Here is a 20409-nt window from a genome sequence, read left to right as displayed (position 1 = left end):
GTGTCGTCCACGGCCCAAACTCTATGGGCGCGCCCCGTCGGCGATCGGGCAGGTCAGGGTGCGGGTGATGCCGGGCACCTGCTGAACGCTGGGAACGACGCTGGCCTGTAGTTCGTCGTGACTTTGCGCGCCGATGCGGACCACGACGTCGTACGGACCGGTGACGTATTCGGCCGACACCACACCGGGCAGGGCTGAGAGCTGTTTGGCGACGACTTCAGCGCGGCCCACCTCGGTCTGAATCAGCATGAACGCCTCGACCACCGGGCTGTCCTCCCTCTTGCTGCATAGACTCCACGCCGCAGGGACCAAACGTACCGCAGCTCAGGGGAGGCGACATGATGAGCGACGAGCCCCCTGAAACGCTGGCCGGGGTGGGCGAGTTCGCCGTCATCGACCGGCTTGTCGCGGGCCGCGAGCAACCGGACTCGGTGGCGCTGGGGCCCGGTGACGACGCGGCGGTTGTGTGGGCCCGCGACGGGGCGACGGTCGTGTCGACGGACATGCTCGTCGAGGGGAGCCATTTTCGGCTGGACTGGTCGACGCCGCGCGATGTCGGGCGCAAGGCGATCGCGCAGAACGCGGCCGATATCGAGGCGATGGGTGCGACGGCCACCGCGTTCGTCGTCGCGTTCGGGGCGCCGGGCCGAACAGCCGCAGCACAAGCGGTGGAGCTGGCCGACGGCCTGTGGTACGAGGCGCGGCTGCTCGGCGCCGGCATCGTGGGTGGCGATCTGGTGACGGCCCCGCAATGGGTGATCTCGGTGACGGCACTCGGCGATCTGGGCGGCCGCGACGCGGTTCGGCTCGACGGTGCACGAGCAGGTGACACCGTCGCGGTCGTCGGCGACGTCGGGTGGTCTGCTGCCGGATATGCGTTGTGGCTCAATGGTATTGACGGTTTCGAAGCGTTGCGCCGCCGCCACTTGGTACCGGAGCCGCCGTACGGCCAGGGTCGCGTCGCGGCGGAAGCCGGTGCGACGTCGATGACCGACGTATCAGACGGCCTGATGGCCGATCTCGGACACATCGCGCGCGCATCCGACGTCGGCATCGATCTGTCGTCGGATTCGCTGAGCGCGGAATGCGATCCGCTCGCCGCTGCGGGCACCGCGCTGGGCGTCGATCCGTCGGGCTGGGTGCTCGGCGGAGGCGAGGACCATGCGCTGGTCGCGACATTCCCGGGACCACCACCGCCCGGCTGGCGGGTGATCGGGCGGGTGCTCGATGGTCCGGCGAGGGTCCTGCTCAACGGTCAGCCGTGGCACGGCGAAGCGGGCTGGCAGTCGTACTGATCGACTCCGATCGTCCGGGCACGCTAAGTTGACCCTTCGTGACCGCACGACCGCTGAATGAAATCGTCGAAGAAGGATGGGCGAGTGCGCTCGAACCCGCGCGGGCACAGGTCGCCCAGATGGGGGAGTTCCTGCGCGCGGAGATCGCAGCGGGCCAACGATATCTTCCTGCTGGTCAGAATGTGTTGCGTGCCTTCACATTCCCATTCGAGCAAGTGCGGGTTCTGATCGTCGGCCAGGATCCGTATCCGACGCCGGGACACGCCGTCGGACTGAGTTTCTCGGTGGCACCTGAGGTGCGGCCGTTGCCGCGCAGCCTGGCGAACATCTTCACCGAGTACGTCGACGATCTGGGCTACCCGGCACCCACGACGGGTGATCTGACGCCATGGGCTGAGCGTGGCGTGATGCTGCTGAACAGGGTGCTCACCGTCCGGCCGGGAACACCTGCGTCGCATCGGGGCAAGGGCTGGGAGGCGGTGACCGAGTGCGCGATCCGGGCCCTGGTCGCACGGCGGCAGCCCTTGGTCGCGGTGTTGTGGGGCCGCGACGCATCCACGTTGAAGCCGATGCTGGGCGCCGATTGCGTGGCCATCGAGTCGCCGCACCCGTCGCCGCTGTCGGCGTCGCGGGGTTTCTTCGGCTCGCGACCGTTCAGCCGCGCGAATGAACTACTCGAAAAGATGGGCGCCGACCCGATTGACTGGCGCCTTCCATAGTCGTCTTACCCGCAGGCCGCATGAGGCCGTGCGGCGACGGCTACCCGCGCGCGACGATCAAACCGTCAGCCGCGCGAGACCTTCCCCGCCTTGATGCACGACGTGCACACGTTGACGCGCTTCTTGTTGCCACCGGGGTGGGTCACGGCGCGCACGGTCTGAATATTCGGATCCCACCGACGGCTGGTCCGGCGATGGGAGTGCGACACCGACTTGCCGAAGCCGGGGCCCTTCCCGCAGATATCGCACACGGCAGCCATATGTAGAACTCCTCGAATCAGTACTTGGGGGCCTGGGTATCCGTCGCTAGCGGCGGCGGGTCGACCCGACAACCTGACCAGGATACCGGCCACGCCGAGGATCACCAAAATGGTCTCCACAGGCGCGGACGTTCACCAAGGCGCTGTCGGGCCGAATGGCTAGGCTTGCGCCGACGGCGGCGCCTCGAGTCAGTGGCGTATCGCCATAGCGGCGGGAGGTGGGCATGTCGGATCGGCGGCTGGACGCCTCCGCATTGAGGGATTGGGCGTACACCGCCGTCGGCGACCTCATCACCCACACCGACGAGATCAACCGGCTCAACGTGTTCCCCGTCGCCGACGCCGATACCGGCACGAACATGCTGTTCACCATGCGTGGCGCGTGGGCGCAGGCCGACGCGCTGGCGGCGTCCGACGACGTGGTGGATATCGCCGCCGCGCTGGCTCGTGGCGCACTGCAGGGCGCACGCGGTAACTCCGGCGTCATCCTGTCCCAGATCTTGCGCGGGCTCGCCGATGTCACCGCCTCTGCGGCCGCCGACCGCGGCGGCGTGCTCGCCGACGTCGGCGGGGCGCTGTTCGGAGCGGCACTGCGGCATTCGGTAGCCCTGGTCGTCAGCTCGATGGGTGAAGCGGTTCCCGGCACGATCGTCTCGGTGCTCCAGGATGCGGCGGGTGCCGCCGAAGATGCGGGTGCCGCCAATTCCGGTATCGCCGCGGTGGTCGCGGCGGCGGCCGATGCCGCATCGATCGCACTGGACAAGACCACGGGGCAACTCGACGTGCTGGCGGAGGCCGGCGTGGTGGACGCCGGCGGGCGGGGCCTGCTGGTACTGCTGGATGCGATGAGCGCCACCCTGACCGGGCATGTCCGGCATCGCAAGGAGTACGTGCCGGCCCCGCCGCAGGCGCCCGTCCCCGCTGCCGCGACGGTCGCGTCGCCCCAATTCGAGGTGATGTACCTGCTCAGCGGATGCGACCCGGCCGGGGTGGAGACCCTGCGCTGCAGCCTCGACCGACTCGGGGAATCGGTGGCGATCGCGACGACGGCCGACGCGGACCAGTACTCGGTGCATGTGCACGCCGATGATGCCGGTGCCGCCGTTGAAGCGGGGCTGTCGCTGGGCACGCTGAGCCGCATCCAGATCACGTCGCTCACCGGTGCGGTGGGGGCGCGGCCGTCCGGCGGATGGGCCAGGGAACGGGCCGTGCTCGCGGTAGTCGACGGTGCCGGCGCCGAGGAACTGTTCGCGGGCGAGGGCGCGCACGTATTGCAACTCGAGGCCGGCGGACCCGTCAGCGCCAAACACCTCCTCCATGCCCTGGTCAACACGGGTGCGGCGCAGATCATGGTGTTGCCGAACGGATACGTCGCCGCCGAGGAACTGGTGGCAGGCTGCACCGCAGCCAGCGGGTGGGGTATCGACGTGGTGCCGGTGCCGACGGCGTCGATGGTGCAGGGGCTCGCCGCCCTGGCCATGCACGACGCCGATCGGCAAGCCGTCGACGACGGCTACACGATGGCGCGGGCCGCCGCGAGCGCCCGGCACGGATCGGTACGTGTCGCCACCGAGGAGGCGCTCACGTGGGCAGGCGCCTGCGAGCCCGGCGACGGCCTGGGCATTGCGGCCGACGAGGTGCTGATCGTGGGCAAGGACGTCGCGACGGCAGGCGCCGGACTTATCGACCTGCTGCTCGCCGCCGGTGGTGAACTCGTCACCGTGCTCACCGGTGCGGGCGTCGACGCAGCGGTCGGAGAGGCCTTGGCGGAGTACGTCCACCGCGAACACCTGGCCGCCGAGATCGTCACGTACCACACGGGTCATCGCGGCGACGCGCTGCTGATCGGCGTCGAGTAACCGTGGCCACGCTGACCGACCGGCTCGACTTCGTCATCGGTAAGAAGTCCGCCGATCTGCTGGAGGAGCACTTCGGCATCGTCACCGTCAACGACCTGCTGCGGCACTATCCGCGCAAGTACAGCGACGAGATGATCACCGCCGGCGACGGCGAGGAACTGGAAGAAGGCGAACACGTCACGTTCGTCGACCACATCACCAAGGCGGAGCTTCGGCTGACGAATCGTCCGCCGCAGCGTGAATACATGGTCGTCACGATCGGCAACCGCAAGCCGAAGGTCACCGCGACCTTCTTCAACGTGAAGATCATCAAGAAAACCCTCAAAGAGGGCCAACGGGTGATGCTTTCGGGTGAGGTGGGCTATTTCAAAGGCACGATGCAGCTGACGCATCCGGCCTTCCTCGTGATTCATGGGGACGGCAGAGTCGCCGGAACCAGATCGCTCACCGCGATTGCCCGAGCAGAAGGGACGTCCGACGAAAACAAGTTGCTCTCCGTCTTCGATCGTGACTTCTTCCCGATCTACCCCGCGAGCAGCAAGGTGCAGAGCTGGGACATTTACGCGTGCGTGCGCCAGGTGCTCGACGTCCTGGACCCGATCGACGAGCCGCTTCCGGAATCGTTTCTGCGTGAACACAATCTGATCGGTGAGGACGAGGCACTGCGCGCGATCCACACGGCGGAAAAAGTCGTGGAACGCGATGCCGCGATCGAGCGTCTGACCTATGACGAGGCCATCGGGCTGCAATGGGCGTTGGCACAGCGAAGGTTCGGCGAGCTGAGCGAGGCCGGACCCGTCGCGGCTCCGGCGGACGACGGCCTGGTCGCGGCGATGCGTAACCAGATGCCGTTCCAACTGACCGAAGGCCAGAAGGATGTCCTCGCGGTGCTGACCACCGAGTTGGCGGCGAGCCGCCCGATGAACCGCATGTTGCAGGGCGAGGTCGGCTCTGGCAAGACCATCGTGTCGGTGCTCGCCATGCTGCAGATGGTCGACGCGGGATATCAGTGCGCGCTGTTGGCTCCGACGGAAGTCCTTGCCGCCCAGCATGCGCGTTCGATACGCGACGTGCTCGGGCCGCTGGCGATGGCCGGCCAGCTCGGTGGCGCCGAGAAGGCGACGCGCATTGCGCTGCTGACGGGATCGATGTCGCCGCAGCAGAAAAAGCAGGTGCGCGACGAAGTCGCCTCCGGCGAAGCGGGCATCGTAATCGGAACGCACGCCCTGCTGCAGGACACCGTCGAGTTCCGCCGTCTCGGCATGGTCGTCGTCGACGAGCAGCACCGGTTCGGAGTCGAACAGCGAGACCGGCTGCGCGCCAAGGCGCCCCAGGGGGGCACACCTCACCTGCTTGTGATGACCGCGACGCCGATACCGCGCACCGTCGCACTGACCCACTACGGCGACCTCGAGACGTCGATACTTCGTGAACTGCCGCGTGGTCGTCAACCGATCACCACCAACACGATCTTCCTCAAGGAGCATCCGGCCTGGCTCAACCGTGCCTGGCAACGGATCATCGAGGAGGTCGGCGCCGGCAGGCAGGCGTACGTCGTCGCGTCGCGCATCGACGAAGACGACAAGACCCAGGCGAAAGGAAAAGGCAAGGGACGCGACCGGGTCAAGGACGCGGGTCCACCCGCGACGACGGTCGTGGAACTGTTCGAGCGGCTGCGTAGCGGTCCTCTTTCGGGCCTGCGGTTGGGACTCATGCACGGTCGGTTGTCAGCCGACGAAAAGGACGCGGTGATGGGCGCGTTCCGTGCAGGAGAGATCGACGTCCTGATCTGTACGACCGTTATCGAGGTCGGTGTCGATGTCCCCAACGCCACGGTGATGTTGGTGATGGATGGCGACCGGTTCGGTATCAGTCAGCTGCACCAACTGCGCGGCCGCATCGGTCGCGGCCAACATCCAAGCCTGTGTCTGCTCGTCACCAAATTGCCGGAGAGCTCGAAGGCGGGGGAGCGCCTGCGGGCGGTCGCCTCGACGCTTGACGGTTTCGAGCTCGCCGATCTCGATCTCGCGGAGCGGCGCGAGGGAGATGTGTTGGGCTACAGCCAATCCGGGCGCCCGATCACGCTGCGCTTCCTGTCGCTCTTCGAGCATCTCGATCTGATTCTGGCCGCGCGCGAATTCTGCGATGCGCACTACCAGAGGAATCCGGGCGACCCCGGGATGGCGGTCCTGGCCGCGCCCTTCTCCGACACCGACCGCATCGAGTATCTGGAAAAGGCGTGAACCGAAAGCACCTGCTGTGGCTTCTTGCGATCGTCTCCATCGCGGTGTTCGTAGCCGTTCAGGTCACCAACTCATCGATCAACCGGGCAGAGTTCATCGCCGGCGCCGACACCCCGACAGTGGCGCCCGGGGTCGACGTCCTCGCGGGCATCGCCCAAATACCGGTGCGCATCCGCGGGCAGGACTATCGGCGGGATGCGTTCGGCGACAGCTGGACCGACGAGAACCCAGCCCCTGGCGGCTACAACGGCTGCGACACCCGTAACGACATCCTCGACCGGGACCTCGTCGACAAGACGTACGTGTCGATCAAGCGCTGTCCCACCGCCGTGGCGACCGGACTCCTGCACGATCCCTACACCAACGCGGAGATCGCCTTCACCCGCGGTGAAAAGACCGGCGCCGCAGTGCAGATCGACCACATCGTGCCGCTGGCGTTGGCGTGGGATCTCGGCGCCCGGCTCTGGACCGACGAGCAGCGGCTGCGGTTCGCCAACGATCCGGCCAATCTCATCGCCGTCGCCGGAGGGGTGAATCAGGACAAAGGCGACCAGGAGCCGGCGACCTGGATGCCACCGAACACCGCGTTCCGTTGCCAGTACGCCATGCAGTTCATCGCCGTGATTCGTGGCTACGCGCTGCCGATCGACGCGCCGTCGGCCGCGGCGTTGCGTGATGCTGCTGCGACCTGCCCGACGGGTTAGGCGCCTGTATAGGTTTCGGGGTCCGGACGGAAACGCGTACCGTCGTTCAGCCCGTTGAGGGTGGCCATGTCATCGTCGCTGAGCTCGAAGTCGAAGACCTCGATGTTCGACTTGATCCGCTCCGGTGATGATGAGCGCGGGATGACGATGTTGCCGAGTTGGATGCTCCACCTGATGAGCACTTGCGCCGGCGTCTTGCCGTTCGCCTCCGCCACGGATTTGATGGTCGCGTTGTCCAACAGGTTGCCGACGCCCAAGGGACCGTAGGCCTCGGTGACGATGCCGTGTTCGGCGTTGGTCGCGCGCAACTCGGCCTGGTTCAGCAGCGGATGCAGCTCGATCTGGTTGATCGCAGGCGGGAAGAACGACAGGTCGATGACGTTGGACAGGTCTTCGGCGTGGAAGTTCGCCACACCGATCGACTTGGTGTCGCCCTCTTCCTTCCGCTTCATCAGGCCGCCCCAGCTGTCGACGTACTTGCCGGGGTTACCGGCCGGCCAGTGGATCAGGTACAGGTCGACGTATTCGAGGCCGAGCCGTTCGAGGCTGACCTTGATCGCGTCCTGCGAGGCCTGGAAGCCCTGATCCTTGGTCGCCAGCTTGGTGGTGACGAACACCTCTTCGCGCGGAATTCCCGACGAAGCGATCGCGCGACCCACCGCGGCTTCGTTCCCGTAGGCCGACGCGGTGTCGATCAGCCGGTAGCCCGCCTCGAGCGCGGCGGTCACCGACTGCTCGGTCTCCGCTTCCGACAGCTCGCCGACGCCGAGACCGATCACCGGAAGGGTGTTCCCGTCGTTGAGCGTGACGGTGGGGATCGCAGCGGCCGAGGGTGTCATGTCACCTAACCTGTGAAGTCGAAGGTCCTTGGATCGGGACCCAACCGTGTTCCATCGCCCAGCGAGGAAATGGACGCCATGTCCTCCTCGCTCAGTTCAAGATCGAACACGTCGAAATTACTCACTATCCGCTCGGGGGTCACCGATTTCGGGATGACTATATTGCCGAGTTGGATATGCCACCTAATCAGTACCTGCGCCGGCGTTTTCCCGTGCCGTTCAGCAACCTCGGTCACCTTCGGATTGTCGAGCAGTGCGCCCTGGCCCAACGGGGCCCACGCCTCGGTGGCGATGCCCAGTTGGGCGTGCACCTGTCGCAACTCCTCCTGCGGAAACAGCGGGTGCAATTCCACCTGGTTGACGGCGGGGACGATGCCGGTGGCGTCGACCAGGATTCGCAGATGCTCCGGCTCGAAATTGCTGACGCCGATCGATTTGATGCGGCCCTCGTCGCGCAACCGGGAGAACGCCTTGAACGTGTCGACGAACGTGTTCCTGGCGGGCAACGGCCAATGGATCAAATACAGATCGAGGTAGGCGTCCGATTGATTGAAGCCCAATTTGTCCATGCTGCGGTCGAATGCCTTGAGCGTGGAGTCGTAGCCCTGGTCTGAGTTCCACAGCTTGGTCGTGATGTAGACGTCCTCGCGGGGCAGACCCGACTTCGCGATCGCCTGCCCGACACCGCGTTCGTTCTGGTATGCCGCTGCCGTGTCGACGTGCCGGTAACCTGCCTCGAAGGCCGTGGTCACCGCGCGTTCGGTGTCATCGGGGGGTGTCTGGAAAACTCCGAGTCCGACCTGAGGGATTGGATTACCGTCATTCAGCGTGATCGAAGGAGAGGCCATGACTTCGAGTCTGCCAGTCCAGGCTGTGCGAACGCCGAGCGGTCGTAAAGCCCGCTTGGCGAAGATCGGCGGCACCACGTTGCGCGCGCTTCCTCATATCCCGCACTCGGTCAAACGGCTTCTGCTCGGCGGTCGTTCGGTCGTCATCGACGGCAACACGCTGGACACCACGCTTCAGTTCATGCTCTTCGGCCAGAACGCGATGGGCCTCGGAAGTCTGATCCTGGATCACGACGTCCCGACGGCTCGGGCGCTGTTGAAGAAGCTCACAGACGCCTTCAGGCAGGACCTCCCCGTCGCATCGGTGACGAACCTCGTCATACCCGGTCCGGCAGGTGCGATCCGTGCGCGGCACTACCGACCGGTCGACGGTGACGACGCGCCGCTACTGGTCTTCTTTCACGGCGGCGCGATGGTGGTCGGCGATCTCGAGACGCATGACGACGTGTGCCGACGAATCTGCCGCGATGGCGGCGTGCATGTGTTGTCGGTCGACTATCGGTTGGCGCCGGAGCACAAGGCGCCGGCCAGTGTCGACGACGCGTTCGTCGCGTTCACCTGGGCGCTCGATCACGCTGCAGAGTTGGGCGCCGACTCCCGTCGAGTGGCGGTGGGAGGCGACAGCGCCGGTGCCAATCTGGCCGCACTTGTCTCCCTACGGGCCCGTGACCAGGATGTTCAGCTGCCTGCGGTGCAATTGCTGTTCTACCCGGTCACGGCGTGGAACGCGCAGACACGGTCGCGAACGTTGTTCGGCGAAGGCTTCTTCCTGACCGGGGGCGATCTGAAGTTCGGCGTCGAGAAGTACCTCGGTGGCGCGGATGTCGACGCGGATGACCCTCGGGTATCGCCTTTGCTGGCCGACGACCTGTCTGGACTACCGCCTGCGCTGGTGCTGACAGCCGGCTTCGACCCCCTTCGCGACGAAGGCAGGCAATATGCCGAAGCCCTGCGCGCAGCGGGCGTGCCGGTCGACTACCGGGAGTTCGGGTCGCTGATCCACGGTTTCGTCAACTTCTTCCCGGTTGGCGGCGACAGCGAGGCCGCCGTCGCCGAATCGATCTCCGCGCTGCGGGCCCATCTGGCCCGCATGTGAGAAACCTGGGAAAGGCCGCCGGTACTCTTAGCGCGTGGCTTCGAAACCGAAATACGACCTGAAGGCCTCCGACCGCAAGCGCAACCTGGCGGTCCAGATCGGCCTGACCGCGATCGTGGTGATCTTCGCCGTGGCGCTCGTGATGTACATCGTGCTGTCGGCCGACGAAAAGCCGACCGCGGGCGAGGCGGATCCGATCCGGGTCACGTCGACGTCGGCTCAGTTGATCAAGAAGGACGGCACTGACGAGCCCAAGGTCGTGCTGGGGCTCTACGAGGACTTCCTGTGCCCGGCCTGCCGCAACTTCGAGCAGGAGTTCGGACCCACAGTGAACAAGCTGATCGATTCGGGAGCGGTGGCCGCCGACTACTACATGGTTTCGATCCTGGATCGCCAGGGCGACGGGTACTCGACGCGGGCGGCCAACGCCGCGTACTGCGTCGCCGGTGATTCGATCGAGGCATTCCGTCGGTTCCACGCCGCGCTGTACGCCCAGCAGCCCCAGGAGGGTGTCGGACCGTTCCCCGACAACGCCCGCCTTGCCGAAATCGCGCGTCAGGCCGGCGCTGCGGGCGAAGTTCCCGAGTGCATCAACAAAGAGACGAACGCCGACATGGTGTCGGGACTCGCCGCGGCCACCGACGTGAATTCGACACCGACGATCCGCATCAACGGTGAGGACTACCGTCCGACCACCCCAGAGGCGTTGGTCGCCAAGATCGAGGAGACTGTCGGCAAGCTCCCGGCCTTCGACGCCGGAGTACCGCCACCGGCCGCCGAACCCACACCGCTGGCACCTCCACCTCCCGCACCCGCGCCTGCACCATGACCGTCGCCACACCCAGCACTGTCGAGCCGAGCGAACCCACGTCGGCGCAGTCGACGGGTGTCGCAGTCGGCAGACCCAGCGCAATCTGGGTGCTGATCGCCGGTGTGCTCGGATTGGCCGCCGCGGCGACCCTCACAGTCGAGAAGATCGAGATCTTGATCAACCCCGACTACGTGCCGTCCTGCAGCATCAATCCGGTGCTGTCGTGCGGTTCGGTGATGATCACCCCGCAGGCGTCGGTCTTCGGGTTCCCCAATTCGCTCATCGGCATCGTCGGGTTCACCGTCGTACTGGTGACCGGTGTGCTGGCGCTCGCGAAAGTCGATCTGCCGCGCTGGTATTGGACCGGCCTGGCGATCGGCTCCTTCCTCGGTGTCGTATTCGTGCACTGGCTGGCGTGGGAGAGCCTGTACAGCATCGGGGCACTGTGCCCGTACTGCATGGTGGTGTGGGCCGTGACGATTCCGTTGTTCGTGGTCGCGACGTCGATCGCATCCCGTGCTGCGGCATCCAACGGTGTTGTGCGCGTGCTCCATACGTGGCGCTGGTCCCTGGTGGCGCTGTGGTTCACCGGAATACTCCTACTGATCCTGGTGCGCTTCTGGGACTACTGGTCCACCCTTCTCTAGACACCCGACGGGGGCTCCGCGCGTGATATCCAAAGTTCTGGTGGCCAATCGCGGCGAGATCGCGATTCGTGCTTTCCGGGCGGCCTACGAGATGGGCATCACCACCATCGCGGTGTACGCGCACGAGGACCGCAACTCCCAGCACCGGCTGAAGGCCGACGAGTCGTATCAGATCGGTGATGTCGGCCATCCGGTACGCGCATACCTGTCGGTCGACGAGATCATCCGCGTCGCGCAGCAGGCGGGCGCCGATGCCGTCTATCCCGGGTACGGTTTCCTCTCGGAGAACCCGCAATTGGCCGCGGCGTGCGCGGATGCCGGGATCACGTTCATCGGTCCGGGCGCGGAAATCCTCGAGTTGACGGGGAACAAGGCCCGCGCGATCGCCGCGGCACGCGATGCCGGTCTGCCGGTGCTGAACTCGTCGGCGCCGTCGTCGTCGGTGGACGAACTGATAGCCGCGTCGGAGACCATGGAGTTCCCGCTGTTCGTCAAGGCGGTGTCCGGCGGCGGCGGACGCGGGATGCGGCGCGTCACCGAGCCTTCGGCGCTGCGCGACGCGATCGAGGCGGCCAGCCGTGAGGCCGAGTCGGCGTTCGGCGATCCGATGGTCTACCTCGAGCAGGCGGTGCTCAACCCGCGCCATATCGAGGTACAGATCCTGGCCGACAAGCACGGTGCCGTGATGCATCTGTTCGAGCGCGACTGCAGCATGCAGCGACGCCATCAGAAGGTCATCGAATTGGCTCCTGCGCCAAACCTTTCGGCCGAGCTCCGCGACCGCATGTGCGCTGACGCGGTCGCCTTCGCTCGTTCGATCGACTACACGTACGCCGGCACGGTGGAGTTCCTGCTCGACGAGCGTGGGCATTACGTGTTCATCGAGATGAACCCGCGCATCCAGGTCGAGCACACGGTGACCGAGGAGATCACCGACGTCGATCTGGTGGCGAGCCAGTTGCGTATCGCCGACGGCGAGACCCTCGAGGACCTCGGGCTGAGCCAGGACGGATTGGCGGCGCCACGGGGCTTTGCGATGCAGTGCCGGATCACCACCGAGGATCCCGCCAACGGATTCCGCCCCGACACCGGGCGCATCACGAGCTACCGGTCGCCGGGTGGTGCGGGGATCCGCCTCGACGGCGCAACACATTTGGGCGCGGAGATCGGGGCGCATTTCGACTCGCTGCTGGTCAAGCTGACCTGTCGCGGTCGCGACTACGCGGCGGCGCTTGCTCGGTCCCGGCGTGCGCTGGCCGAGTTCCGGGTGCGTGGGGTGTCGACGAACATCCCGTTCCTGCTGGCCGTCGTCAACGATCCGGATTTCCGCGCGGGGCGCATCACCACGTCATTCATCGACGAGCGGCCGTACTTGCTGACCGCACACACCCCGGCCGACCGCGGTACCAAGATCCTCAACTACCTGGCAGACGTCACGGTCAACCAACCGCACGGTCCGCGACCGTCGACGGTGTACCCGCACGACAAGCTGCCCGACGTCGATCTAGCGTCGCCGCCGCCGTCAGGGTCCAAACAGCTGCTGACCGAACTGGGGCCCGATGGGTTCGCCCGCTGGATGCGCGAATCGAAGGCGGTCGGTGTAACCGATACCACGTTCCGCGACGCCCACCAGTCCCTGCTGGCGACCAGGCTGAGGACGACCGGTCTGCTCATGGTGGCGCCCTCCATCGCACGGATGACGCCGCAGTTGTTGTCGGTGGAGTGCTGGGGTGGCGCGACTTACGATGTGGCGCTTCGGTTCTTGAAGGAAGACCCGTGGGAGCGCCTGGCCGCGTTGCGTGAGGCGATGCCGAACATCTGCCTGCAGATGCTGCTCCGCGGCCGCAACACCGTGGGGTATACGCCGTATCCGGAATCGGTCACCAAGGCGTTCGTGGCCGAAGCGACGGGCACCGGGATTGACATCTATCGCATCTTCGACGCGCTCAACAATGTCGAGTCGATGCGCCCGGCCATCGACGCGGTCCGAGAGACCGGCACGTCGATCGCCGAGGTCGCGATGAGTTACACCGGCGATCTTTCCGATCCGGGGGAGAACCTGTACACCCTGGACTATTACCTCAAGTTGGCCGAGCAGATCGTCGACGCCGGCGCGCATGTGCTGGCGATCAAGGACATGGCGGGGTTGCTACGCCCGCAGGCAGCCACCGTGTTGGTGTCGGCGCTGCGTTCGAGGTTCGACCTGCCGGTGCATGTGCACACCCATGACACTCCCGGCGGGCAGCTGGCCACGTATGTGGCGGCGTGGCAGGCGGGTGCCAACGCCGTCGACGGCGCCTCGGCGCCGTTGGCGGGAACGACGAGTCAGCCCGCGTTGTCCTCGATCGTCGCGGCAGCGGCGCACACCGAATACGACACCGGGTTGTCATTGCCGGCGGTGTGCGATCTCGAGCCGTACTTCGAGGCGTTGCGAAAGGTCTACGCGCCCTTCGATGTCGCGGCGTCAGGCCCTCCATCCCCGACGGGGCGGGTGTATCACCACGAGATTCCGGGTGGTCAGCTGTCGAACCTGCGCCAACAGGCCATCGCGTTGGGCTTCGCGGATCGTTTCGAGGAGATCGAAGAGAATTACGCGGCGGCCGACCGCATCCTGGGCCGACTGGTGAAGGTGACGCCGTCGTCCAAGGTGGTCGGAGATCTGGCGCTGGCACTGGTCGGGGCCGGGATCAGCGCCGACGAATTCGCCGCGGACCCAGCGCGGTTCGACATCCCGGACTCGGTGATCGGATTCCTGCGCGGCGAACTCGGCGACCCGCCCGGCGGCTGGCCCGAACCGTTGCGCACCAAGGCACTTGCCGGACGGTCGCCGGCACGGCCCACCGAGGAGCTCTCCGACGAGGACGAGTCGGCGCTGGCGCAACCCGGCACAACTCGACAAGCCACCTTGAATCGGCTGCTGTTCCCCGGCCCGACAAAGGAATTCGAGGCGCATCGGGAGCTGTACGGAGACACCTCTGGCCTGTCGGCGAACCAGTTCTTCTACGGGCTGCGTCACGGTGATGAGCATCGGGTACGGCTCGAGCGCGGCGTCGAGCTGTTGATCGGGCTGGAAGCGATCTCTGATCCCGACGAACGCGGCATGCGCACCGTGATGTGCATCTTCAACGGTCAGCTGCGTCCGGTCGTGGTGCGCGACAACAGCATCGCCACGGAGGTACCCACCGCCGAGAAGGCCGACCGGTCCAACGCCGACCACGTCGCAGCGCCCTTCGCCGGCGTCGTCACGGTCAGCGTGTCCGCGGGAGACAAGGTCGACGCCGGACAGACCATCGCGACGATCGAGGCCATGAAGATGGAAGCGGCGATCACCGCGCCCAAGTCCGGCCAGGTCGACCGCATCGCCGTATCGGCCACCGCACAAGTCGAAGGTGGCGATCTGCTCGTGGTGGTCAGCTGACCCGCATCATCGCCGGCACCCTGGGTGGACGGCGAATCACGGTGCCGCGCACTGGAACCCGGCCTACCACCGACCGAGTCAGGGAATCGCTGTTCAATCTGCTGACCGCTCGGCTGGAGCTTTCCGGTCGCTCCGTTCTCGATCTGTACGCCGGCTCGGGAGCGCTCGGCCTCGAGGCGCTGTCCCGCGGAGCCGCCTCGGCCATATTTGTCGAATCAGACCAGCGAGCCGCGAACATCATCGACAAGAACATCGCCGCTCTTGGTGTGACCCGTGCGACGGTGCGTCGCGGCGCGGTGGCAACGGTGCTGGCTTCGGGCGCCGCGCAGCCTGCCGACCTGGTGCTCGCCGATCCGCCCTACACGGTGGACGCGGGTGATCTCGAAAGAGTGCTCTCGGCGCTGACGCACGGCGGCTGGACGACGGCAGGGACGGTGGTCGTCGTCGAACGCCCGGCGTCAGGTCCTGCACTGATGTGGCCCGGCGGATGGGAAGTGTGGCCGTCGCGCACGTACGGCGACACCCGGCTGGAACTCGCAGAGCGGACTTGACCGCCCTGTACCGTCGTTGCCCATGAGCGGCGCCGTATGCCCGGGGTCCTTCGACCCGATCACCCTCGGCCATGTCGACATCTTCGAGCGCGCAGCGGCCCAGTTCGACGAGGTCGTGGTGGCCGTATTGGTCAACCCGAACAAGAAGGGGATGTTCAGCCTCGACGAGCGCCTCGCGATGATCGAGGAATCGACGACGCATCTGCCGAACCTGCGGGCGGAGTCCGGTGAGGGTCTGGTGGTCGACTTCGTCAAGAACCGCGGGCTGACCGCGATCGTCAAGGGTCTGCGCACCGGGACGGATTTCGAATACGAGCTGCAGATGGCGCAGATGAACAAGCACATTGCCGGCGTCGACACCTTCTTCGTCGCCACGACGCCGACGTATTCGTTCGTATCGTCCTCGCTGGCCAAGGAGGTCGCGTCGCTCGGCGGCGATGTCTCCGCATTGTTGCCCGAGGCCGTCAACGTCCGACTGCAGGCCAAGCTCAAGGGTTGATCTGGACTCACACGGGTAACCGACGAGGTGGCGCACAGCCCATAGCGCCCCAACCCGATTTCAAGAAAGTGTGGTTACCCCCATGGTCGAAACATTCGTCCAGTCGACCGATGATGTCGTCAGATTCCTCAAAGACCAGCACAATTTGATCAAGGACATGTTCGAAGAAGTGTTCTCGGCGTCGTCCGATGACGCCCGCCGCAAGGCCTTCACCGAATTGCGGCAACTCCTGGCGGTGCACGAGACCGCCGAGGAGATGGTGGTCCATCCGCGAGTGCGCCACGAGGTCGAGGGCGGCGACATCATCGTCGACGCTCGTCTCGTAGAGGAACACGATTCCAAGGAAGTGCTCGCGGCACTCGAGACGATGGACATCGGTTCGCAGGAGTTTCTCGACGAGTTGACGCTGTTCCGCGGCTCGGTACTCGACCATGCCGAGCGCGAAGAACTCGAGGAGTTCAACCGCTTGGAGCGTGAACTCGACGCTGACGACCTCGGTCGCATGGCGAAGGCCGTATTGGCGGCAGAGGCCATCGCGCCCACTCGTCCGCACGCGGGCGTCGAGTCGGCGAAGGCCAACTTCGCCGTGGGCCCGTTCGCCTCCATGCTCGACCGGGCGCGCGACGCGATCTCCGCTGCCCTTCGCTAGCCCACGCCGCTGCTGACGGCTCGGGGCGCGCGCCCACTCTGCGTGTTGACATAATGTTGCTCGAAGCAGAGCAGACGGGCCTGCGGCCTGGGGAGCGGTGACGCACTGAAACCGGTCGAGACGCGACACACCGGGGTCGGTAGCTGAGTCACAGACGTAACACCAGGCACACTGGTAACTGTCAACTACGCCTGGAGGGTGTTGCCGTGTACCGAGTATTTGAAGCGCTTGACGAGTTGGGCGCGATTGTGGAAGAAGCGCGCGGCGTGCCCATGACGGCAGGCTGCGTCGTGCCCCGCGGCGATGTCCTGGAGTTGATCGACGACATCAAGGACGCGATCCCCGGCGAACTCGACGACGCCCAGGATGTGCTGGACGCTCGCGACTCGTTGTTGCGCGAGGCCAAGGAGCACTCCGGATCCATGGTGTCGTCGGCCACGGCCGAGGCGGATTCCCTGGTCAACCACGCCCGCGCCGAGGCCGACCGGCTGCTCGCCGACGCGAAGTCGCAGGCAGATCGCATGGTCGGCGAGGCCCGCCAGCACAGCGAGCGCATGGTCGCAGAGGCGCGCGAAGAGGCCTCGCGTCTGGCGGCAACCGCCAAGCGGGAGTACGAGGCGAGCACGGGACGTGCCAAGAACGAGGCCGACCGGCTCATCGAGAACGGCAACCTCGCCTACGAGAAGGCCGTGCAGGAAGGCATCAAGGAACAGCAGCGGCTGGTCGCCCAGACCGAGATCGTCCAGACCGCCACGCTGGAAGCCACCCGCCTCATCGACTCGGCACACGCCGAGGCCGACCGACTGCGCGGCGAATGCGACATCTACGTCGACAGCAAACTGGCCGAATTCGAGGACTTCCTCAACGGCACGCTGCGGTCGGTAGGCCGCGGTCGCCATCAGCTGCGGACTGCGGCGGGGACGCACGACTACGCAGCTCGCTAGGCCCTGGGACGGTCGCCGTAAGATCGATCCCTATGGCGACGCATGCGAAGTCGGCGGCGCGGCGGGCCTCGCGATCGCCGCTCGTGTTGAACATCTCCAGGCTCGGCCGCAGGCCGGGGTCGATGATCACCGTCGCCGAGACCGTGCCCAGCCCCATGCGTATCGGACTGGACCTGATCGCGATCGACGAGGGCGCCCCGCTGGATCTGGATCTGCGGATCGAATCCGTCTCGGAGGGGGTTCTGGTCACAGGCACGATGTCCGCCCCCACGGTCGGTGAGTGTGCGCGCTGTCTGACGCCGATCACCGGGCACGTCGACATCGACATCACCGAACTGTTCGCTTATCCCGACAGCGCCACCGATGAGACCACAGAGGCCGACGAGCTCGGCCGCGTGGTGGACGACACCGTCGACCTGGAGCAGCCGATCATCGACGCCGTCGGCCTGGCGTTGCCGTTCGCCCCGGTGTGCGGACCCGACTGCATCGGGCTGTGCCCCGACTGTGGTGTGCCCCTGGCGACAGCTGAACCGGGGCACCAGCACGAAAAGATCGATCCGCGATGGGCCAAGCTCTCGGGCATGTTCGACGCTGTCGGCGGAGCCGACGATCCCGCTACTGTCGGCGGAGCCGACAATCCCACTGAGGACACCCGTGACTGACCGCACGCCACTCCTCAAGGCGCTGGGCGTTGACCTCCCGGAAGAACTGCTGACCATTTCACTCACCCATCGCAGTTACTCATACGAGAACGGCGGGTTGCCCACCAATGAGCGGTTGGAATTCCTCGGCGACGCTGTACTCGGGCTGACCATCACCGAGGAGCTCTATCACCGCCACCCCGATCGCACCGAGGGTGATCTGGCCAAGCTGAGGGCAAGCATCGTCAACACCCATGCGCTTGCCGGCGTCGGACGTGAACTGTCGGACGACGGGCTTGGCGCCTACCTGCTGCTGGGCAAGGGCGAGGAAAACTCCGGCGGCGCAGGCAAGGCCAGTATCCTCGCCGACGGTGTCGAATCCCTGCTCGGTGCAATCTATTTGGAGCATGGCATCGTCACGGCGCGGGAGGTGATCTTGCGTCTGTTCGCTTCGCTGCTCGACACCGCGCCGACGTTGGGTGCGGGGCTGGACTGGAAGAGCAGTCTGCAGGAGCTCACCGCATCCCGCGGCATGGGATCGCCGGCGTACACGGTGACATCAACAGGGCCAGACCACGACAAGGAATTCACCGCGATGGTGATCATCGCCGACGATGAGTACGGCAAAGGAGTCGGCCGCACGAAGAAAGAGGCCGAACTCAAGGCGGCCGCTGCGGCGTGGAACGCGCTGACGTCCGCCGCAGACGAAGATGCCTGAACTTCCCGAAGTCGAGGTCGTTCGCCGGGGCTTGGCCGCGCACGTCGTCGACAAGACCATCACCGCTGTGCGGGTTCATCATCCACGCGCTGTGCGTCGACACGAGGCTGGACCCGCCGATCTGACTGCGCGCCTGCTCGATTCGCGGATCGTCGGAACGGGGCGACGCGGGAAGTACCTATGGCTGACGCTCGATGACGGCTCAGCGCTCGTCGTCCATCTCGGGATGAGCGGACAAATGCTGCTCGGGCCTGCGATGAGCGCTAGCGCGAAGAGCCAACAGCCGGAGCCGCGCAACAACCATCTGCGCATTGCGGCACTTCTCGACGATGGCACCGCGCTGAGTTTTGTGGACCAGCGCACGTTCGGCGGATGGATGTTGGCCGACCTCGTCACCGTCGATGGCACCGATGTTCCCTTTCCCGTCGCGCACGTGGCGCGCGATCCGCTGGACCCGGATTTCAACCGCGATGGTGTCGTTACGGTGTTGCGGCGCAAGCACTCCGAGATCAAGCGGCAGCTGCTCGATCAGACGGTGGTATCGGGGATCGGCAACATCTACGCCGACGAGGCGCTGTGGCGGGCACGCGTCAACGGTGCGCGACTGGCGTCGTCGCTGACCCGGTCGAAGCTGGCTGAGGTGCTCGACGCCGCCGCCGAGGTGATGACCGAGGCGCTCGGCCAGGGAGGCACGTCCTTCGACTCGCTATATGTGAATGTCAACGGCGAGTCCGGCTATTTCGAACGATCGCTGGACGCCTACGGCCGCGAGGGTGAGCCGTGCCGGCGCTGCGGCGCGGTGATGCGGCGGGAGAAGTTCATGAACCGCTCGTCGTTCTACTGCCCGAAATGCCAACCGCGCCCGCGAGTCCGGCGGGAATAAGGTTCGCGAATGACCGTGTTTGTACGTCGACACGCCGTGCAGGGCTGGCATTTTGCGGTCGCTCACGGGGAAGAAGGGAACCATGACAGAACTGTGGGTTGAGCGCACCGGCGCCCGCCGCTACACCGGACGCAGCGCGCGCGGTGCCGAGGTACTCGTCGGCAGCGAGGATGTCGAGGGAGTGTTCACGCCCGGCGAGCTGATGAAGATCGCGCTGGCGGCCTGCAGCGGGATGGCCAGCGACGCCCCGTTGCAGCGTCGTCTCGGCTCGGATTACTCGACCACGATCCGGGTGTCGGGTCCCGCCGATCGCGAGCAGGAGCGCTACCCGCTGCTCGAGGAGCGCATGGAACTCGACCTGTCGGCGCTGTCGGAACCGGAGCGGGCGCGGGTACTCACCGTCGTGGAGCGGGCGATCGATCAGGTCTGCACGGTGGGCCGCACACTCAAGTCCGGTACCAAAGTGACGTTTGAGGTTAATGATGCAGGAGTTAGCTGAGGTACGACTCACGGCGTGGGTGCACGGCCACGTTCAGGGAGTCGGCTTCCGGTGGTGGACACGGTCGCGCGCGCTGGAACTCGGGTTGACCGGATACGCCTCGAACAGGCCCGACGGCCGCGTTCAAGTGGTCGCCCAGGGCCCGCGAGCGGCCTGCGAAAAGTTACTTGACCTGCTGCAAGGCGGACATACGCCGGGACATGTCGACAAAGTGATCGCGGATTGGTCAGAAGTCGGCGAAACGCTATCGGGGTTCACCGAGCGTTAGCCTGCGCGACGGTAGTGT

22 protein-coding genes are annotated in these 20409 nt (G+C 66.0%); 18 read left to right on the top strand and 4 right to left on the bottom strand.

The genetic code is table 11. The features are described 5' to 3' along the window. Positions 1 to 21 precede the first annotated feature (21 nt). Positions 22 to 264 carry an Lrp/AsnC family transcriptional regulator gene (locus M1248_RS03735; protein ID WP_163725846.1) on the bottom strand — a complete coding sequence of 81 codons (243 nt, stop codon included), beginning with the start codon at positions 262 to 264 and terminating at the stop codon, positions 22 to 24. Positions 265 to 341: 77 nt separating this feature from the next. On the opposite strand from M1248_RS03735, the gene M1248_RS03730 reads away from it, so the two are divergent. Together M1248_RS03730 and M1248_RS03725 are read left to right on the top strand one after the other, a co-directional pair. Beyond that, complete coding sequence (locus tag M1248_RS03730; protein WP_174262207.1) at positions 342 to 1295, top strand: thiamine-phosphate kinase; 954 nt, start codon at positions 342 to 344, stop codon at positions 1293 to 1295. A 38-nt stretch (positions 1296 to 1333) separates the two neighbouring features. After that, a complete protein-coding gene (locus M1248_RS03725) occupies positions 1334 to 2014 on the top strand; it encodes a uracil-DNA glycosylase (protein WP_083125946.1) in 681 nt (226 codons plus the stop codon). Positions 2015 to 2079: 65 nt separating this feature from the next. Here the strand turns inward: M1248_RS03725 and rpmB are convergent, their stop codons facing one another. Further along, positions 2080 to 2274, bottom strand: a complete 195-nt coding sequence (rpmB, locus tag M1248_RS03720; protein WP_083125945.1) for a 50S ribosomal protein L28 — start codon at positions 2272 to 2274, stop codon at positions 2080 to 2082. 224 nt (positions 2275 to 2498) lie between these two features. Here rpmB and M1248_RS03715 point away from each other — a divergent pair, with 224 nt between their 5' ends. Genes M1248_RS03715 through M1248_RS03705 form a run of 3 tightly spaced genes read left to right on the top strand, consistent with a single transcriptional unit; the run spans position 2499 to position 7080 of the window. Continuing rightward, a complete protein-coding gene (locus M1248_RS03715) occupies positions 2499 to 4133 on the top strand; it encodes a DAK2 domain-containing protein (protein ID WP_317147574.1) in 1635 nt (544 codons plus the stop codon). A 2-nt stretch (positions 4134 to 4135) separates the two neighbouring features. After that, positions 4136 to 6376, top strand: coding sequence for an ATP-dependent DNA helicase RecG (gene recG / locus M1248_RS03710; protein WP_317147573.1), 2241 nt, complete (start codon positions 4136 to 4138; stop codon positions 6374 to 6376). Further along, the gene (locus tag M1248_RS03705; protein ID WP_317147572.1) at positions 6373 to 7080 is read left to right on the top strand and encodes an HNH endonuclease family protein; all 708 of its coding nucleotides are present in this window, start codon (positions 6373 to 6375) and stop codon (positions 7078 to 7080) included. Before recG ends, M1248_RS03705 begins: the two co-directional genes overlap by 4 nt. Here the strand turns inward: M1248_RS03705 and M1248_RS03700 are convergent. Continuing rightward, positions 7077 to 7919 (bottom strand): aldo/keto reductase, encoded by an 843-nt coding sequence (locus M1248_RS03700; protein ID WP_317147571.1) that lies wholly within the window; start codon positions 7917 to 7919, stop codon positions 7077 to 7079. The genes M1248_RS03705 and M1248_RS03700 overlap by 4 nt on opposite strands. A gap of 5 nt (positions 7920 to 7924) precedes the next feature. Then, entirely contained in the window at positions 7925 to 8767 is an 843-nt protein-coding gene (locus tag M1248_RS03695) for an aldo/keto reductase (RefSeq protein WP_317147570.1), read from the bottom strand. Here M1248_RS03695 and M1248_RS03690 point away from each other — a divergent pair. The 13 genes from M1248_RS03690 to M1248_RS03630 all read left to right on the top strand — a co-directional run bounded on the left by M1248_RS03690 (position 8766) and on the right by M1248_RS03630 (position 20391). After that, positions 8766 to 9863, top strand: coding sequence for an alpha/beta hydrolase (locus M1248_RS03690; protein WP_317147569.1), 1098 nt, complete (start codon positions 8766 to 8768; stop codon positions 9861 to 9863). The two genes, M1248_RS03695 and M1248_RS03690, sit on opposite strands and share 2 nt — an antisense overlap. A gap of 34 nt (positions 9864 to 9897) precedes the next feature. Then, on the top strand, positions 9898 to 10692 hold the full coding sequence (locus M1248_RS03685) for a thioredoxin domain-containing protein (RefSeq protein WP_163725869.1): 795 nt from the start codon (positions 9898 to 9900) through the stop codon (positions 10690 to 10692). Beyond that, entirely contained in the window at positions 10689 to 11321 is a 633-nt protein-coding gene (locus tag M1248_RS03680) for a vitamin K epoxide reductase family protein (protein ID WP_317147568.1), read from the top strand. Before M1248_RS03685 ends, M1248_RS03680 begins: the two co-directional genes overlap by 4 nt. A 22-nt stretch (positions 11322 to 11343) precedes the next feature. Continuing rightward, positions 11344 to 14739, top strand: coding sequence for a pyruvate carboxylase (locus M1248_RS03675; RefSeq protein WP_317147567.1), 3396 nt, complete (start codon positions 11344 to 11346; stop codon positions 14737 to 14739). Beyond that, positions 14736 to 15290, top strand: coding sequence for a 16S rRNA (guanine(966)-N(2))-methyltransferase RsmD (gene rsmD, locus M1248_RS03670; RefSeq protein WP_163736887.1), 555 nt, complete (start codon positions 14736 to 14738; stop codon positions 15288 to 15290). Before M1248_RS03675 ends, rsmD begins: the two co-directional genes overlap by 4 nt. A 22-nt stretch (positions 15291 to 15312) precedes the next feature. After that, positions 15313 to 15789 (top strand): pantetheine-phosphate adenylyltransferase, encoded by a 477-nt coding sequence (gene coaD, locus M1248_RS03665; RefSeq protein WP_317147566.1) that lies wholly within the window; start codon positions 15313 to 15315, stop codon positions 15787 to 15789. Between the two features lie 82 nt (positions 15790 to 15871). Next, positions 15872 to 16438 carry a hemerythrin domain-containing protein gene (locus tag M1248_RS03660; protein ID WP_163725881.1) on the top strand — a complete coding sequence of 189 codons (567 nt, stop codon included), beginning with the start codon at positions 15872 to 15874 and terminating at the stop codon, positions 16436 to 16438. A 206-nt stretch (positions 16439 to 16644) separates the two neighbouring features. Then, entirely contained in the window at positions 16645 to 17382 is a 738-nt protein-coding gene (gene sepIVA / locus M1248_RS03655; protein WP_083125932.1) for a cell division protein SepIVA, read from the top strand. A gap of 32 nt (positions 17383 to 17414) precedes the next feature. Then, positions 17415 to 18044: a YceD family protein gene (locus tag M1248_RS03650; RefSeq protein ID WP_163725884.1), complete on the top strand. Its 630-nt coding sequence runs from the start codon at positions 17415 to 17417 to the stop codon at positions 18042 to 18044. Next, the gene (gene rnc, locus M1248_RS03645) at positions 18037 to 18741 is read left to right on the top strand and encodes a ribonuclease III (RefSeq protein WP_317147565.1); all 705 of its coding nucleotides are present in this window, start codon (positions 18037 to 18039) and stop codon (positions 18739 to 18741) included. The genes M1248_RS03650 and rnc overlap by 8 nt, the downstream gene beginning before the upstream one ends. Beyond that, complete coding sequence (gene mutM, locus M1248_RS03640) at positions 18734 to 19624, top strand: bifunctional DNA-formamidopyrimidine glycosylase/DNA-(apurinic or apyrimidinic site) lyase (protein ID WP_317147564.1); 891 nt, start codon at positions 18734 to 18736, stop codon at positions 19622 to 19624. The genes rnc and mutM overlap by 8 nt, the downstream gene beginning before the upstream one ends. A gap of 82 nt (positions 19625 to 19706) precedes the next feature. Beyond that, on the top strand, positions 19707 to 20123 hold the full coding sequence (locus tag M1248_RS03635) for an OsmC family protein (RefSeq protein ID WP_163725893.1): 417 nt from the start codon (positions 19707 to 19709) through the stop codon (positions 20121 to 20123). Then, complete coding sequence (locus tag M1248_RS03630) at positions 20107 to 20391, top strand: acylphosphatase (protein WP_163725896.1); 285 nt, start codon at positions 20107 to 20109, stop codon at positions 20389 to 20391. Before M1248_RS03635 ends, M1248_RS03630 begins: the two co-directional genes overlap by 17 nt. Positions 20392 to 20409: the final 18 nt, after the last annotated feature.

Origin of the sequence: Mycobacterium sp. 29Ha (assembly GCF_032883055.1) — a bacterium.
Lineage (GTDB): Bacteria > Actinomycetota > Actinomycetes > Mycobacteriales > Mycobacteriaceae > Mycobacterium > Mycobacterium gallinarum.
Note: the sequence above shows the minus strand (reverse complement) of the source record. Positions and strands in the feature narration are given on the sequence as shown.

What these genes read in the sequence shown, in the direction of transcription:
- mutM (WP_317147564.1), top strand. Translation starts at nt 18,734, where the DNA reads ATGCCTGAACTTCCCGAAGTCGAGGTCGTTCGCCGGGGCTTGGCCGCG.
- M1248_RS03730 (WP_174262207.1), top strand. Translation starts at nt 342, where the DNA reads ATGAGCGACGAGCCCCCTGAAACGCTGGCCGGGGTGGGCGAGTTCGCC.
- rpmB (WP_083125945.1), bottom strand. Translation starts at nt 2,274, where the DNA reads ATGGCTGCCGTGTGCGATATCTGCGGGAAGGGCCCCGGCTTCGGCAAG.
- M1248_RS03630 (WP_163725896.1), top strand. Translation starts at nt 20,107, where the DNA reads ATGCAGGAGTTAGCTGAGGTACGACTCACGGCGTGGGTGCACGGCCAC.
- M1248_RS03695 (WP_317147570.1), bottom strand. Translation starts at nt 8,767, where the DNA reads ATGGCCTCTCCTTCGATCACGCTGAATGACGGTAATCCAATCCCTCAG.
- M1248_RS03660 (WP_163725881.1), top strand. Translation starts at nt 15,872, where the DNA reads ATGGTCGAAACATTCGTCCAGTCGACCGATGATGTCGTCAGATTCCTC.
- M1248_RS03650 (WP_163725884.1), top strand. Translation starts at nt 17,415, where the DNA reads ATGGCGACGCATGCGAAGTCGGCGGCGCGGCGGGCCTCGCGATCGCCG.
- M1248_RS03680 (WP_317147568.1), top strand. Translation starts at nt 10,689, where the DNA reads ATGACCGTCGCCACACCCAGCACTGTCGAGCCGAGCGAACCCACGTCG.
- coaD (WP_317147566.1), top strand. Translation starts at nt 15,313, where the DNA reads ATGAGCGGCGCCGTATGCCCGGGGTCCTTCGACCCGATCACCCTCGGC.
- M1248_RS03700 (WP_317147571.1), bottom strand. Translation starts at nt 7,919, where the DNA reads ATGACACCCTCGGCCGCTGCGATCCCCACCGTCACGCTCAACGACGGG.
- M1248_RS03715 (WP_317147574.1), top strand. Translation starts at nt 2,499, where the DNA reads ATGTCGGATCGGCGGCTGGACGCCTCCGCATTGAGGGATTGGGCGTAC.
- M1248_RS03635 (WP_163725893.1), top strand. Translation starts at nt 19,707, where the DNA reads ATGACAGAACTGTGGGTTGAGCGCACCGGCGCCCGCCGCTACACCGGA.
- M1248_RS03690 (WP_317147569.1), top strand. Translation starts at nt 8,766, where the DNA reads ATGACTTCGAGTCTGCCAGTCCAGGCTGTGCGAACGCCGAGCGGTCGT.